The organism is Colwellia sp. (genome assembly GCF_013214175.1).
GTDB lineage: Bacteria > Pseudomonadota > Gammaproteobacteria > Enterobacterales > Alteromonadaceae > Colwellia.
In genome coordinates this window covers 608109-621997 of sequence record NZ_JABSPA010000002.1, presented here as the reverse complement: position 1 = coordinate 621997, position 13889 = coordinate 608109, and the positions used below count along the sequence as shown (strand labels likewise).

16 protein-coding genes are annotated in these 13889 nt (G+C 40.2%); 1 reads left to right on the top strand and 15 read right to left on the bottom strand.

The window, feature by feature from the left end; translation table 11 throughout:
* Positions 1–7: 7 nt before the first annotated feature.
* From HRT55_RS05730 to HRT55_RS05695, 8 genes are all read right to left on the bottom strand, one after another.
* On the bottom strand, positions 8–154 hold the full coding sequence (locus tag HRT55_RS05730; RefSeq protein WP_291619569.1) for a hypothetical protein: 147 nt from the start codon (positions 152–154) through the stop codon (positions 8–10).
* A gap of 172 nt (positions 155–326) precedes the next feature.
* On the bottom strand, positions 327–1583 hold the full coding sequence (locus HRT55_RS05725) for a tetratricopeptide repeat protein (RefSeq protein ID WP_291619567.1): 1257 nt from the start codon (positions 1581–1583) through the stop codon (positions 327–329).
* Positions 1580–2482, bottom strand: a complete 903-nt coding sequence (locus HRT55_RS05720; RefSeq protein ID WP_291619566.1) for an AAA family ATPase — start codon at positions 2480–2482, stop codon at positions 1580–1582. Before HRT55_RS05720 ends, HRT55_RS05725 begins: the two co-directional genes overlap by 4 nt.
* Before the next feature lie 89 nt (positions 2483–2571).
* Positions 2572–4368, bottom strand: coding sequence for a pilus (MSHA type) biogenesis protein MshL (mshL, locus tag HRT55_RS05715; protein WP_291619564.1), 1797 nt, complete (start codon positions 4366–4368; stop codon positions 2572–2574).
* The gene (locus HRT55_RS05710; RefSeq protein ID WP_291619562.1) at positions 4368–4742 is read right to left on the bottom strand and encodes a hypothetical protein; all 375 of its coding nucleotides are present in this window, start codon (positions 4740–4742) and stop codon (positions 4368–4370) included. The genes mshL and HRT55_RS05710 overlap by 1 nt, the downstream gene beginning before the upstream one ends.
* Positions 4735–5427, bottom strand: coding sequence for a hypothetical protein (locus HRT55_RS05705; RefSeq protein ID WP_291619560.1), 693 nt, complete (start codon positions 5425–5427; stop codon positions 4735–4737). The genes HRT55_RS05710 and HRT55_RS05705 overlap by 8 nt, the downstream gene beginning before the upstream one ends.
* Positions 5427–6029, bottom strand: coding sequence for a PilN domain-containing protein (locus HRT55_RS05700; RefSeq protein ID WP_291619558.1), 603 nt, complete (start codon positions 6027–6029; stop codon positions 5427–5429). Before HRT55_RS05700 ends, HRT55_RS05705 begins: the two co-directional genes overlap by 1 nt.
* Positions 6019–7002 (bottom strand): hypothetical protein, encoded by a 984-nt coding sequence (locus HRT55_RS05695; protein WP_291619556.1) that lies wholly within the window; start codon positions 7000–7002, stop codon positions 6019–6021. Before HRT55_RS05695 ends, HRT55_RS05700 begins: the two co-directional genes overlap by 11 nt.
* Before the next feature lie 258 nt (positions 7003–7260).
* Here HRT55_RS05695 and HRT55_RS05690 point away from each other — a divergent pair, with 258 nt between their 5' ends.
* The gene (locus tag HRT55_RS05690) at positions 7261–8250 is read left to right on the top strand and encodes a 1-aminocyclopropane-1-carboxylate deaminase/D-cysteine desulfhydrase (protein ID WP_291619554.1); all 990 of its coding nucleotides are present in this window, start codon (positions 7261–7263) and stop codon (positions 8248–8250) included.
* A gap of 95 nt (positions 8251–8345) precedes the next feature.
* Here the strand turns inward: HRT55_RS05690 and HRT55_RS05685 are convergent, their stop codons facing one another.
* The 7 genes from HRT55_RS05685 to gspH form a co-directional block, all read right to left on the bottom strand.
* Entirely contained in the window at positions 8346–9101 is a 756-nt protein-coding gene (locus tag HRT55_RS05685) for a type II secretion system protein N (RefSeq protein WP_291619552.1), read from the bottom strand.
* 101 nt (positions 9102–9202) lie between these two features.
* Positions 9203–9673 carry a type II secretion system protein M gene (gene gspM / locus HRT55_RS05680; RefSeq protein WP_291619550.1) on the bottom strand — a complete coding sequence of 157 codons (471 nt, stop codon included), beginning with the start codon at positions 9671–9673 and terminating at the stop codon, positions 9203–9205.
* Positions 9673–11016, bottom strand: coding sequence for a type II secretion system protein GspL (gene gspL / locus HRT55_RS05675; protein WP_291619548.1), 1344 nt, complete (start codon positions 11014–11016; stop codon positions 9673–9675). The genes gspM and gspL overlap by 1 nt, the downstream gene beginning before the upstream one ends.
* The gene (gene gspK, locus HRT55_RS05670) at positions 11016–12119 is read right to left on the bottom strand and encodes a type II secretion system minor pseudopilin GspK (protein ID WP_291619546.1); all 1104 of its coding nucleotides are present in this window, start codon (positions 12117–12119) and stop codon (positions 11016–11018) included. Before gspK ends, gspL begins: the two co-directional genes overlap by 1 nt.
* 3 nt (positions 12120–12122) lie before the next feature.
* Positions 12123–12782 (bottom strand): type II secretion system minor pseudopilin GspJ, encoded by a 660-nt coding sequence (gene gspJ / locus HRT55_RS05665; protein WP_291619545.1) that lies wholly within the window; start codon positions 12780–12782, stop codon positions 12123–12125.
* A complete protein-coding gene (gene gspI / locus HRT55_RS05660; protein WP_291619542.1) occupies positions 12782–13180 on the bottom strand; it encodes a type II secretion system minor pseudopilin GspI in 399 nt (132 codons plus the stop codon). The genes gspJ and gspI overlap by 1 nt, the downstream gene beginning before the upstream one ends.
* The gene (gspH, locus tag HRT55_RS05655; RefSeq protein ID WP_291619540.1) at positions 13170–13793 is read right to left on the bottom strand and encodes a type II secretion system minor pseudopilin GspH; all 624 of its coding nucleotides are present in this window, start codon (positions 13791–13793) and stop codon (positions 13170–13172) included. The genes gspI and gspH overlap by 11 nt, the downstream gene beginning before the upstream one ends.
* Between the last annotated feature and the right edge of the window lie 96 nt (positions 13794–13889).

Here is a 13889-nt window from a genome sequence, read left to right as displayed (position 1 = left end):
ATTTGTCCTACTGTCCTATTGCCTGTATGCGTTGTTTAACAAATTTTTCTGTTGAAATAGATAAATCACTTTTTATTAACGCTTCTTTATCTGTTAGCGTCAATTGGCTATTCTTATCGTACAATACCGGTACAGCAAGTTGCCCGCGGCCCATATAAGATAGGTTCCTACTATCCTATTGCCTGTATGCGTTGTTTAACAAATTTTTCTGTTGAAATAGATAAATCACTTTTTATTAACTCTCTCTATCTGCTAGCGTCAGTTGGCTATTTTGATCGTACAATAGCGGTACAGCACGTTGCCAGTGGCCCATATAAGATTAGTTCCTACTGTCCTATTGCCTGTATACGTTGCTTAACAAAGTTCTCTGATGAAATTGATAAATCATTTTTTGCTAGTGCTGCTGCATAAGCCTTACTTGCTAATTTAAATTGGCTATCTTTATCATACAATACCGCTAAGCCTAACTGCCAACGCCCCATCTCAGGCTGCATGGTTATCAGCACTTTATAAGCAGCAATACCTGCTTCATTTTGCTGTGCTTGCTGCGCAATATTTGCCAGCATAATTTGATACTGCTCATCTTTAAGGCTCGCTAATGGTTTTAAGGTATTTAATGCGGCCCTTGCCTGTCCCTGCTGTAAATAAATACGAGCTTGCATCTCACGTAAGCTGCTGTCTTGACCATTTAAGGCGATACCTTGTGATAACAAATTCACTGCATCTTGATAGGCTTGTCGACCAAACCACAGTGCTGCTAATTTTTTACGGGTTTGACTATCCGTCGGCTTGATAATAAGCACATCTTCGAGCAAGTTCTCTGCTTTGGCAATTTGTTTAGCCCCAAGTGCCTTTTCAGCTTGGACAATTTTTTGTTGTGCTAACTCATCCGCGGACAACTGCCGACGTGATACCGAAATTTTATTTGCCTGTACTTTTGGCTTAGCACTTGAATTAGCTTTGACTACGCTGGCGTGCTTTTGCTCCGGTGGTATATGTGGATGACTATGAGTATTCTCTTTGGTACTATATTTAGTGCTACCTTGGCTATGAGCTGCGGCATGGCTTTTGTTATAACCTGCACGACTATCTTCAACGTTAACTTCAGTATGAGCGATAACGGCAGCTTTCTTTGCCGGGGTAACTCGACTTGAGCCATTATCGACAATAGTCTTAGCCTTAATTTCTTGAGCCTTGCTGGTCGATGCTTTAAAAGTAGCGCTATCATTTACTGACGTTTTGGCTTGCTTGGTAACTTCTTTAGTTGGGATTTTTGTCGAAGCTCCGATACCTCCAAGTACAATGTCTGAAGGAATAATGTCCGAAGCTATATTACCTAAAGGTACAAGTTGAACTGAGCTAGCTTTAGTCGCACTGTACACCGCTTTTAAGGCTTTATTTTCATTCTGCAACGACCACACATAAAAGCTAGTCAAGCAGACAACCAGCACTAAAATAGTGGTTATAGCGACAGTTTTCATTGGTGAATGCACAGGTGCAAGGTAATTTGGCTGTGCAGCAAGCGCATCAGCGTCAGGGGTTCGCTGATCTAAATCCTTTAGCATCTGATTAATAACACTCATGATTTAACCACCAAGGTATAATAAGCCATAAACAGGGCACTTAAGATGCCCAGGCATGAAAAAACTAATAGGCTTTTATTTGAGCCTTGCTCGATACTTTCAGTATCTTTAACTGCGGCTTTAAGTAATTTAACCGTCATTTTGTAGTGTCCTTGACCATAAGCAAGCATTAGCATTTTGTGGCATAACACATTGACCAAGCGCGGTACGCCTTGGCTCACTCGGGCAATCTTTTTGCAAATTGCCACCGGAAAGAGTTCTGCACCTTTATAACCCGCTACTAATAATCTGTGTTGAATATATTGCTGTACTTCATTGGCATTCATCGGCCTTAATTTATAGGCAAAAGTAATGCGTTGCCTTAGTTGGCGAAATTCTGTTTTGGCTAAGCGCTGATCAAGCTCTGGTTGCGCGAATAAAACCACTTGTAGTAATTTACGTGTTTCTGTCTCTAAATTAGTAAATAGTCTTAACGCTTCTAAGCTATCTTCTGGCAGTGCTTGTGCTTCATCAAGTATCAGTACCACTGAATGTCCTTGACCATGTAACTCTAATAAACGCGTTTGAATTCGCTGAGTTAATAACTGCACTGACATACGTTGTGCTTGTTTAACGCCTAGCTCAACGGCAACTGCGCGCCTTAATTCATCAGGATTCAAATAGGGATTAGGGATATACGCAGTGACGAAATGCTCTGGTATTTCATTGAGCAGCTTTCGGCATAACAATGTTTTGCCTGTACCTACTTCACCGACCACCTTAATAAAGCCTTCACCCGTTTGCAGCGCTGTTGACAGCACTGCTAAGGCTTCATTGTGTGGTGCCAATGGCAAATAAAAATTAGTATTAGGCGTTAGCGTAAAAGGTAACTCTCCTAAACCAAAATGATATAAATACATAGCAATTCTACTAGTTGAACTAATTAAGCGAAGTTAAGCAAAATTAAACAATTAAGCACTTACACTTAATTGTTTAACTTAGTTTCATTTTACTGTGCCGCTTGGCAAACATCATGGGCTGCAGCATATTCTGCATCGACACATTGCTCTTGGCATTCTGCTGTTAACTGACCTTCATCAGATAGCTCACACGCTGCTACTTCTTCTGGAAACCATTTTGTCAGTAGGCTGCGCGCATCTTGAAGTTGGTTTTTCCAAGTATCTTGACCAACAACAATTGGCTTAAGCATGATAACTAATTCACGTTTTTGCGTCCGTTGTGATTTACTTTTAAAGAGCTCACCTAAGAAAGGTATATCACCTAAGAAAGGCGTTTTTGACTCAATATCAACTTTATAGGTTTCAATTAAGCCACCAATGATTACTACTTCACCAGATTGAGCACGAATAATAGTATCTGACTCACGAACACTACTTTGCGCTAGTGGTAAAACTAGTACTTCATCACCTATTTGAATGACTTTAGTTTGCTCTTCGGTAATGGTAACCGAAGGGTGAACATGTAATATTACACTACCATCAGCACTAATTTGTGGTGTTACATCGAGGGCAATGCCAGAGAAAAACGGTGTTAACTCAATTTCTGGAGTGGTGGTGGTTGAGGTGCCAGTAGTGGTTGTGCTGGAAACTTCAGTGACGAAATACTCATCCTCACCCACTTTAATAACCGCTTTTTGATTGTTAGTGACTGTAATACGTGGGCTTGAGAGTACTTGTACATTACCTTGTGTTTGTAAAAGCTCAATAACACCGGAAAAGTCACTACCATTAGTTTGTTTACTAAATGCCAAACTACTAACACCGCCAATAGTATTAGAGATGACATTACCAATAACGTTACCCGTGGTGGAATAGATAATTTCAGCACTACCGACTTGATCTAAGACTTTCTCCCATTTGATACCTTGTTGATAATCATCATTAAGGGTAACTTCCATTATTTTCGCTTCAATGATCACTTGGCGATGTAAGTGGGTTTCGGTAGCTTTTATAAACTTCTTAACGGCTATGATTTCTTTTGGTAACGCACGTACTGTCACCAAACCGGCTTGTGGAGAGACTATCACGGCGCGACCATCACCGGTACCAACAAAGGCAGTTAAAGATATTTTCAATTCTTCCCAAAAATTTGATTCATTTTCAGTATATAAATTGATGCCGCTACTTTGATTATTAGAGCCACTATTGCCACTGCGGTTATTGCTGTTACTACTGCTGTTGCTGTTATTGTTGTTATTACTGCTATTTCCGCTGTTAGGATCATTTTCTGAGACACCACCAGAATTAATTGTCGTGCTAGATGAACCAAAACGTTTTAGAAATAAGTAATTTAAGGCAATGGTTTCTGTACGTATCCCTGGAGGGAATACCTTCACTGTGTTACCCGTGCGAGTAATATCATAGCCATAGACATCTTCAACGACGTCTAAGGCCTCTGATAAAGTAACATTATTTAAACTGAGGGAAATTTGGCCAACAACATCAGGGTGAATAACAATGTTATAACGTGAGCCTTGAACAATCGCTTGAAAAAAATCTTTGGCGGCAACTTCAGTGGCTGAAATCTCCAAACGTTTTTCAGCCAACATACCCAGTTTAGCTCGATTCATATCATTAAACATCAGTTCTTGCTGTACTGAACTGGGGACTTGCGTTAATGGCTTAGGACCATTAAATGCTTTAGCTTCTTTAATGGATTTATCGAGGTCTGCTTTTATTTCTACCGGATCATTCGGTACTGTTTGACAGCCAACTAAGGCAAATAATAACGTTGAAAAGGCGATTTTTAATTTTAGTTTGTTCATAGGGGGGCTTGTTTTTATCATTAGTTACCTACAGTACTTGCTACAACGGTACTTTTAAAACCGGTATTTTTAAATATATTTATTTTTAATCGTTTAGTTTTACTGCGTAATATCACACTGTGACTATTAATAGCGGTGATACGATACTCTCCTACATAGTCAAACATTTTATAAATTTTGCCATTGATGACAGCCGTATGAATGCCATCACCATGAATAATGGAGGTTAACAGAAAACCGCCATCACGTTTTAACTTGCTATCACTACCTGAGCCACTTACGCCAAACGGACGAGTGGGGTCAACATCAGCGGCTAGGCTAATCGGCGAAATCAGCGTCGTTGCCACAACAATCAAGCCTGCGGATAAGAATAAATTAAAATGTACTCTAGACACCAATAAACTCCTTATTTAAGCCCAAGCTATAGATGGTTATCTCGACTTCACTGCGTGGGTACTCTTTGACTTCGAAAAGAAAATCTTGCCAAAAAAACTTCCACGATAACTGCTCTAGCTGTTGTAGATAATTACGTAACTGAAAATATTTACCGGATAATTTAATTTTAATGCCGTGTTTATATAAATTTAAACCCAATTGCTCGTCTGTCGGTGCATGTGAGCCCGCAGTTGTATTTTGGGTTTGGGCTGGTAAATCTAATAACGGTTTTGCACCAATTAAATCGAAAGACAGCAATGACACGCCAGGCTCTAATTTAAGCAGTTTGAGCAAGGCTTCTCGCATCTCACTTGGGCTAATTAACTCATTAGTTAAATGTACTAATTGCTGGTCAATTTTAGCTAGCTTGGTCTCAAGCCTTGCTATTTGTTTAACCGTATCTTCATTGGCATCTTTTTCGAGTGCTGTTTGGTATTCTTTGATAGTAAAGTTAAGGGTTTTATTGCCAGAGGTCATTGCTCGACTTTGTTTATCAAAGGTAACTATCTTGGCACTTTTATCATCAATAAATAAATAGGAGATAATAAAAAATATCGCCACTAGACCCGTTAATAGCAGTAAAAACTGCTCTCTGCTGCTGAGTTGCAGAAACTTATCACTGGTATTTTGCCATTGTTGCTTCATTAGCTTTTACCCTTTTTAGCCGTTGAACTGACAGAAAACTCGGTAATATTTTGCTCATTCTGACTAAGTTTAAAATGCACAAAGGCCTTACCGGATAATAAGCGTGATTGTTTAAAGCCTGCTAGCCATGCCGGTACCGCTTGTGGATTTCGGGCTAGGCCGGTAAAACTCATGTCGGTAGCATTGATACTGATGCTTTGTAAGCGAATATCTTTATGATGCATAGCTGACAGATCATTCATTGCCATAACAAAGCCGCCGGCAAAAGTCTCATTTGAGTCGGTGAGTTTAGTTAACAGTGCATCTTTATGCTGCATCACTAATTTTATGGTGTTGAGATTTTGCATTAAAGCCGGTGAAACTTGCCTATTTTTCACTTGCGCTGCTAATTTATTGGCTAATTTTGTTTTTTGTTGTTGCTCTTTTAATAAGCCATCATACCTTGCCGCCGACTGGCTATAATTAACCTCAGTAACAACAGCCCACACGACCACAATAACGAGCAAAGCCAACCAAGCAAGTGCGACTCTGGATAAGGTCAGCAAGGGTTGTTCAGGGAAAAGCTCAGCTTGTAATAAATTAATACTATGTTTAGCTGTCATAACGCGCTCCTGCTAAAACTTCGCCTGCAACTTTGCCGTCAATATTGTCAGAAATACTTTCTAGACTAGCACCTAGTGCTGCGGCAAATTCTCTATGGTGATGATATGGTCGCGGTAATTCAAGTGAAGTCACCGGTACTGCCGAATTTTCAGCTAGCTTTGCAATAAAGACACTCTCCAACTCAATGGGTAAAAGCACTTTAATTTCCTTGATAGGCGCTTGTTTTAGCTGTCGTTCAAAATAATCGGTCGAGCGTTGAATCTCTAAGCTGATGTCATCAATAATACCAAAAGATAATTCATCTGCTGTTTTACTGCCGATTTGGGCGAAGCCTCGTAACCGACGGTGAAAGTATATTTGCTGTTGTTTAACAATAATTAGCACAACTTCTTCATTAGGTTGCTGACACACTAATAAATTTGCTTCATTTTGCGGCGCTAATAAATTGGCAAAAGCAAACTCTTGGGTAGTAATACTAGTAATTTTAACCTTGCCCTGCTCAGTAGCTAGCAGTAATTTTTGCAGCTCATCCAATGGTGCACAAACAACATTGATTTTTTCTTTACCACCCGCAAGGAGCGGGGCATCATAATAATCTAACACCATATTATTTGGTGAAATACTGACTAAATCTTTAATTTGCCACTTCAAGGCACTGTGTATTTCACTTTCAGACAAACTAGGTTTGTCCACTTGCACTATCTGTGATTGTGCTTCGTTCAGCACTAAGTGGGCAGTACCTTCAAGGTCATGGTTTTTATGTAGTGCTTGTATCGCTTGTGAAAAGTTAGCCGAACTTACCTTTTCTTGCTGAAAGAGCACTTTTGCCGTTTTACTCTGCTGGTCAACATTATCTAAATTTTGCTGAGGAATTGAGCACAAGGAGACACCCTGCTGCTGAAAAGCAATACCAAGACGCTGATTGGAAATATTCTTTGAAAAAAGTTGACTAATTTTCGTTAAAATTGACATCTATCGGCAATATCGCATATAGCTAAAATTAATAAGGATATTACCCTTTGTTACACCTTTAGAGCAAGCATTACTAAATATTATTAACTAAGTTTATTAGTGATTTATACTGTGAAGAGTGCCGTAATTTAACGCTATCGTCTGATGAAAACACTTTGTTACTTGCTATAACTCGCCAGAAGAAAAACTTCGAAAAATAGCAATATTGTTTATAATAGTAGATAAACTTGTTGTTAATTAACCTTTAATTAAATAGCCATGCCTAAGCCTCTGTCAATACTACAAAAAATAAATCACCCTCTATTCGATAAATATAAAGTTACCGTGCAAGTTAAACGAGATGATTTATTGCATAACATCATATCTGGTAATAAATGGCGAAAACTTAAATACAATCTAGAAAAATTAAAGCAGGGTAACTACCAAGGTGCGTTAACTTTTGGCGGCAGCTACTCTAACCATATTCATGCTTTTGCCTATGCCTGTAAACAAGCAAACATTCCCTGCATTGGTGTAATACGAGGCGAAGCACATTATGCCAATAACTTTACTTTAGCTTGGGCTAGGCAGTGGGGTATGCAGTGTCATTTTGTTGATAGAAAAACCTACCGTCGCCGTTTTGAGACAAACTTCCTTGCTGAGCTTAGTGAGCTATATGCAAACTACTTTTTTATTCCTGAAGGTGGCAGTAACACCTTAGCTATAGCGGGTGTAGCCGAGATATTAACTGAGCTGGACAGTCAAACTGAATTCGATACCTTACTCACTCCCGTTGGCAGTGGCGGTACCTTGGCAGGTCTTATTTCTGGAGATACTGTCGCCAATAGCAAACAACATAGAATTTTAGGCATTGCCGTATTAAAACAAGCAGAGTATTTAGTTGATGAAATTAAGTGCTTACTTACTCCTGAAGGTAAGCGACATAATAACTGGCAATTATTAACCAGCTTGCACCGCGGCGGTTATGGGAAATTTAGTAGTGATGATGTGCAGCGGATTATCGCCTTCAACCAGCAAACCGGCATTACCTTTGAACCGGTGTATTCAGGCAAGATGATATTGGCCTTGCTTGATTTATTGACGCAAGGCTACTTTAAGGAAAATGAACGCCTTGTATTATTACACACCGGAGGACTTCAAGGTTTGGGTGGCATGATTGAACAAGGTCGACTAAATGCCGAAGATTGGCCAGCCCTTACAAAAGTAAAAGCAAACGCTAAAACTATTGATAATGGACTAGAGTCTTAATTGATGCCGTTCTAATTTGATTCATGCCTGGTTAGCAGTCAAAGTTGACTGCCTCTAACTCTAACCACCAAGCAACAATCTAAAATGCTAAAATGCTAAAAGTTTAGCTGATAACGCCCTTGATTATCAGGTCGACCAAGAAATGATAAAACGGATTTTAACTGCGCAGGAAACTTAGCACCGGGTTTTAAATATCCCTGACCAGAAGCTCTTTGTTGGGCCAGTGACAAACGAGCATTAAAACTCAAACCTAGGTTGTTTGTAGGCAATATAGTGGCCATTAAATCACCTTGTTCACAGTGCATATCAGCAGAAACATTACCTAATTTAATGTTGTTATTCAAAGCGACCACACCTGAACGTAACCAACTAACGTGTCCCTGTGCGCTCTGACACGTTAACTTGTCAGCAATATTAAGGTTTAACTCAGTAAAAAACAATTCGACGCTACCTTGTGCGGTAACAGGAATAGGTAATGGTAGTTGCTTAGCAATATCATTAGCAGCAACAAAAAGTTCTACATCATTGAGTATTAATTCTTTGCTCGAAACGGTTAAGGTGAACTTCCCCTCAGCTCCAGCTAACATAGCATCACCAAAAGTCACCTGTACTTTTGGTGACAAACTTAACAATGACCAAAAGCTAAGTTGGCTTTTAATTTGCTGAATTTGATTGTTATTCACAGTAAGGTGAGTAACTTCTCCTTGCCAAATTGAGCCTGAAACGGTGCCAACTTTTACATATTTGGGTAACTCAACTGTGTTTATCACTAATGCTAGTGGCAAGGTGGCCACTAAAAAGGCTAGATAACTGCTCAAAAAAATTGCCGTAAAAGCAAACCACTTTTTCATCTAATTTCTCTATCTGCTATTGCTCTGCGCTGTTTTGAGCGCCGAACTTGAACTATGGAACATGGGCTATAGTACTTTAGTCATGATTGACTAAAGTACTATTAAAGCCGAGTAAGGTGTAATCGACGCACTTTCACTTCGCCGCTAGTATCACCTTGAGTTAAATCAATGGCTTTAACTTGTAAACCTTCATTGTTGGCTAAATGCTCTAACCAAAACAGTAACTGGGTAAAGGGCGTGCTGTCTATCCATACCTGTAAGTCATCACCTTGGGGTTGCATGCGGGTGATGGTTAATTTATAGGTTTTTGCACTACGGTTGGCAACACTGGAAATGCTACCACTGAGTTTTGCTTTACCACCTGAGCGCTTGGCTTGTTGGTACAAAGCAGTATTTTCTTGCACCCAAGATAACAATTGCTGCTGTCTTACTAACTTACTGCTCGCTTGGCTTAAGCTACTATTTAACGGCTGCCAAATAGCGCTATAAAAAATAAAAACTGCAAAAACAATTGCCATTGCTGCGACAAGACGTTGCTCTCGGCTGTTGAGTTGCTGCCACCATACTTTCATTATGATGTTTCCTTATTGTTTTTATTGCTGCGCTGTTTTGCTGCACCTTTACGTTTACTTGAATTTTTATTACTTACTTTATTAGAAATGCTAAATGAGCCCGTCACCAGATCACCTTGGTTATTTTGTGAGCCTTGCTTAACGTTCAAATTGGCTGCGGCTAAGGCAACACTAAACTGCTCGAAAGCTTGATAATCCTTCGCTGTTGCTTGAATACGTAACTCTTGTCGCTTGCCATCAAACTTTAACGTCTCAGGTCTTAAGGCTGGTACTTTGGCAAAGGCAGGTTGCAATTTAGCCAGCATTGATAAAAACCCTTGTCGGTCACTTACTCCGCCCAATAACGCTAACTCTCTATTTAGTTGCGATTTAATAGTGGAAACACGCACTCTTTTCGTTTTCGGAAAAGCTTTTTTATAATGGCTAATGATACTTTGCTGAACATTATCTTGCTCGGCATTTAACTGCCATAATTGTGCGCCCTTGTATGATAGATTAAGTAACAAGGCAAATAAGGCAACACCGGCAACCCATAACCACTGACGTCCTGCATTACTGCGCGCTTCTTTAACCTTGTATTGTCCTTGCAGTAAATTAAAGCGGCTTAATTTACCGTGGTAATTCTTCGCCATCAACGACAGCGGTAATTCTTCCGGCATAGCGGTTAGTGTCAACTGCTCACTATGAGGCAATGGCGAGAATGCCGCAATGGCGATACTTGCTTGTTTATCTGCTTTATTTTCTTCATCAGCGGCTTGCTCAGTAGCGAAAGCCTGACATTGCAATTGCCAAGCACTGGCATCTAAGACAAACCCCTGCCAAAGACCTTGACGAACAATCACTTGCTGCTGCTCGCTATCACCAAGAGCAACGGCGCTCCAAGCATTGGTCTCTAAAGGCATAGCCAAGACATCAGGCAATATATATCTAGTAGTAATATCGGCATCAGCTAACCATGATAACCACTGCTGCATCTGACTATGAGCAACAATAGCAGCGAAGCAATTATGCTCCTCATCCTTAGCTAAATCGGCATAAGCAAAAAATAACTGTTCAACTTCTTCGGCTAAACCATCTTCTAACATATAAGGCGCGGCTAAGCGCATTGCTCGGGAAGACTTTGCCGGTACCTGTAACGACTTCAGCAGCACATCACAGCCCGGTACTAATATTTTCACCTGTCGCTGCTGGGCTTTACTGGTCAGTTCACCTAACTGCTGAGCATTTTTTAGCTCACCGCTAGCAATAATTTCCTGTTCATCATTGCTAGTTTCAGCAACAACCAACCAATGAATGGTATCGTCTGCTTGACTTCCCAGACGGATAAATAATGTTTCTGTCACTAGTTACGTCCTATAGTACGACTAATTACTTGAATTTCTTTAGACTGATTAACTTTCATTATTGAGCTCATAGCAAAATAGCTATTGTTAAAGCGCGCGCTGGCTTTTAATTTAAAATATTCGCTATCAACGACAAACTGCGCTTGTTGCCACTTTGTTATATTAATTTTACTTACTTCTGGCAGCTTATAAAAATCTTCTAAATTTTCATAGCCAGAGCTGTCCCGTGCGTTAAGTATCTCCTGGGCATCTTCTAAACTCGAATCAAGTAAGGCTTGTAATAACTCAGGCTTTTCTGCATCTAGGGTATTGATATTTATTAGATGTTGACTATTTTGTGGTAGCACACACACATAAGGTTTTAAGGCTAAAATAACCGCGGGGGTAAAGTGCTCAATTAATCTTAATTCGTTAACACTGCCTAAGTAACTATTAGCGGCAAGATACGGGAATTCACGGGAAGCATAATCGTTATCTTCAGCACCGCCAGAGCCAGTTATCATATCATTGTCATCAAGCCAATCTGTTAACGCATTTACCATGGCTTCGGCTTCAAAATTACCGACACCTTCAACATTTAAATTGACGATAAGCCCTTCGAGGACTGTTGCTGCCGGTAACTGTTTGGCACTACCTGATTTACTTGCTGGTTTTGGAGGATCCGCTTTCCCCCCCGTTTTTGATGAAGCCGAAGACTGTCCTGAGCCACTATTAGCAGACTCATCCTTAGTCTTTGCTTTTGGGTGTAAAGCGTTAAGATTTAAACAACTTTGTAAATCGGTTATTTCACCACTTATTTCGCCAAAATCAACTGGGTAAGTAGTTGTCTCTTGCGCCCAAATTTGTTCCAGATGGGTAACTTTGGGTTCATCTTTAAAGGCTTTAATAAGCACTCGTTTGGTAAAAGCCTCAGCGCCTAAAGCATACCAGTAAGCTTGCTGATTATAACTGATATTAGTGCTGCGCTGCATTTGTGTTTGTAGTCGGGTGGTCATTTGTGCGGCAATAATTGAACATAAGGCAACAATAAGCATCACGGTAATTAAGGCGACGCCTCGCTGACGTGTTATTGCTAGGCTGGATAATGACGATTTAATAGTCATAAGCTAGGTTTTACTCTGTTCATCAGCAGCGAGATCACCGGCAACTAAAAACTGGCGACGGATTAAACCATAAACTTCCGTTTCAATTTCAATGGCAATCGCTTGCGGCAAGGTGCTGCCAGACCATTTATCCTGCCATTTACTACCATCATAAAACTCAAAGGTTAAATTAGTCACTTGGCTTATTAGTGGCCTAACCTTTGGCTCTTGGCCAACCACAGCATCAACAAAATTATAATGTAAGCGCTGCAGGGTTTCATCAACGACTCGATAAGCGACTCTTTGCATATCACTGCGCGGTAATAATAAACCAGGATTAGTCCAGCCATTACGGACAAAAGCGATGGCCTGCTCATCGGCTAAAAAGCTATCGTCAGATGTTTGTAAAAAGCTATTGCTTGGTGCTTCACCATTAACTCGCATACTGCGCTTGGCAATTTGAGTAAAGTCTCGCTCCATTAACAAAAAGGCCCGTTGTAATTCATTTTGCCGGTCACTGCGTATTTTTGAATTTTCGTCACCTCGTAAGACGGTATCAAAAATGGTGAAACTAGCTAAACTGACTACGGAAAATATCGCAATGGCGATCAAAACTTCAAGTAAGGTAAACCCTTGCTGTTCAGATCTAGCTATTAGTTGAGCTTTATTAACTATTACTCTCATCAGGGTTTATCCTGAGCTAAGAAAGCCATCAAGCTAGCAGTGACTAGTTCATCATCTTCATTTAAACGCACTTCCATTATGATGGAGCGCAATTCTTTATTATTAGTTTTAATAACTTTTTGTTGCCAATACCAGGTTCTGCCTGCCATTTCGACTTTACCTTTACGGTTATTTTTCGGTGGCCAAGTTTTATCTAAGCTGACTTCGACTAATTGATTGGAAGCAACCCAATTGGCAAACATCTGCTCTTCTAAATGACTAATATGGCGATAGTTATTATCGGCGACACCCAACAAGGCGACACCGGCAATAGCAAAAACGGCCATGGCTAACATCACTTCAAGGAGGGTAAAGCCACTTTGTTTAGCTTTTCTAGCGAGAGTAATTTTATTGATCATCGAGGACTGGCCCCTCAATAGTTAACGGAATGCTGTAAATGCCCGTAACGCGATAAGCTAAATCTTCCGCGCCTTCGATAAAGGCTAAGTCTTCATTTAAGCGAAAAGTGACACTAAATGGCGTTAGATCGCCGCCGGAGAGAATATACACTTGTGGTATTATTTTCTTTTCTCGCTCTTCTTTCGACATTAAGGTGAAGTCGTCTTCATCTTTTTCTTTAAAAGTGTCGGCGTCAAAAAGCAAAGGTTCATCTATGGGCAGATCATCAAGCTCTAAGCTTAATTCTATTTCTTCAGACATGGTGACATGGGCTTGCCAGTCTTGATCAGGGATCTCAGTCCACTGAGTTCCGTCATAACCAACAAATTGATAACTATCTTTTTTAACAATTAAACCCAATTCAACATTATTTAACATGCCGTAATCTGCTGCCACTTCAAAAATAGCGGCAAAGCGGGCACTTTCATGCTTTAACTTATCAGCAGGATTATTACCGGAAATGTTAAATTGCACCAAACTGGCCATAAGACCAATCAGCACAATAACGACCATCACCTCAATTAAGGTAAAGCCATGTTGTTTCTCTGCTGTATTGGTAGGAGTATGTTTCATAGTATCTATTGTGCTGTCTTGAATAAGCGTTACCGAGTGAACAAGCAATACGCGTTAACCCATCCATGGGGCTCTACACAAGCATCCATGCTTGAG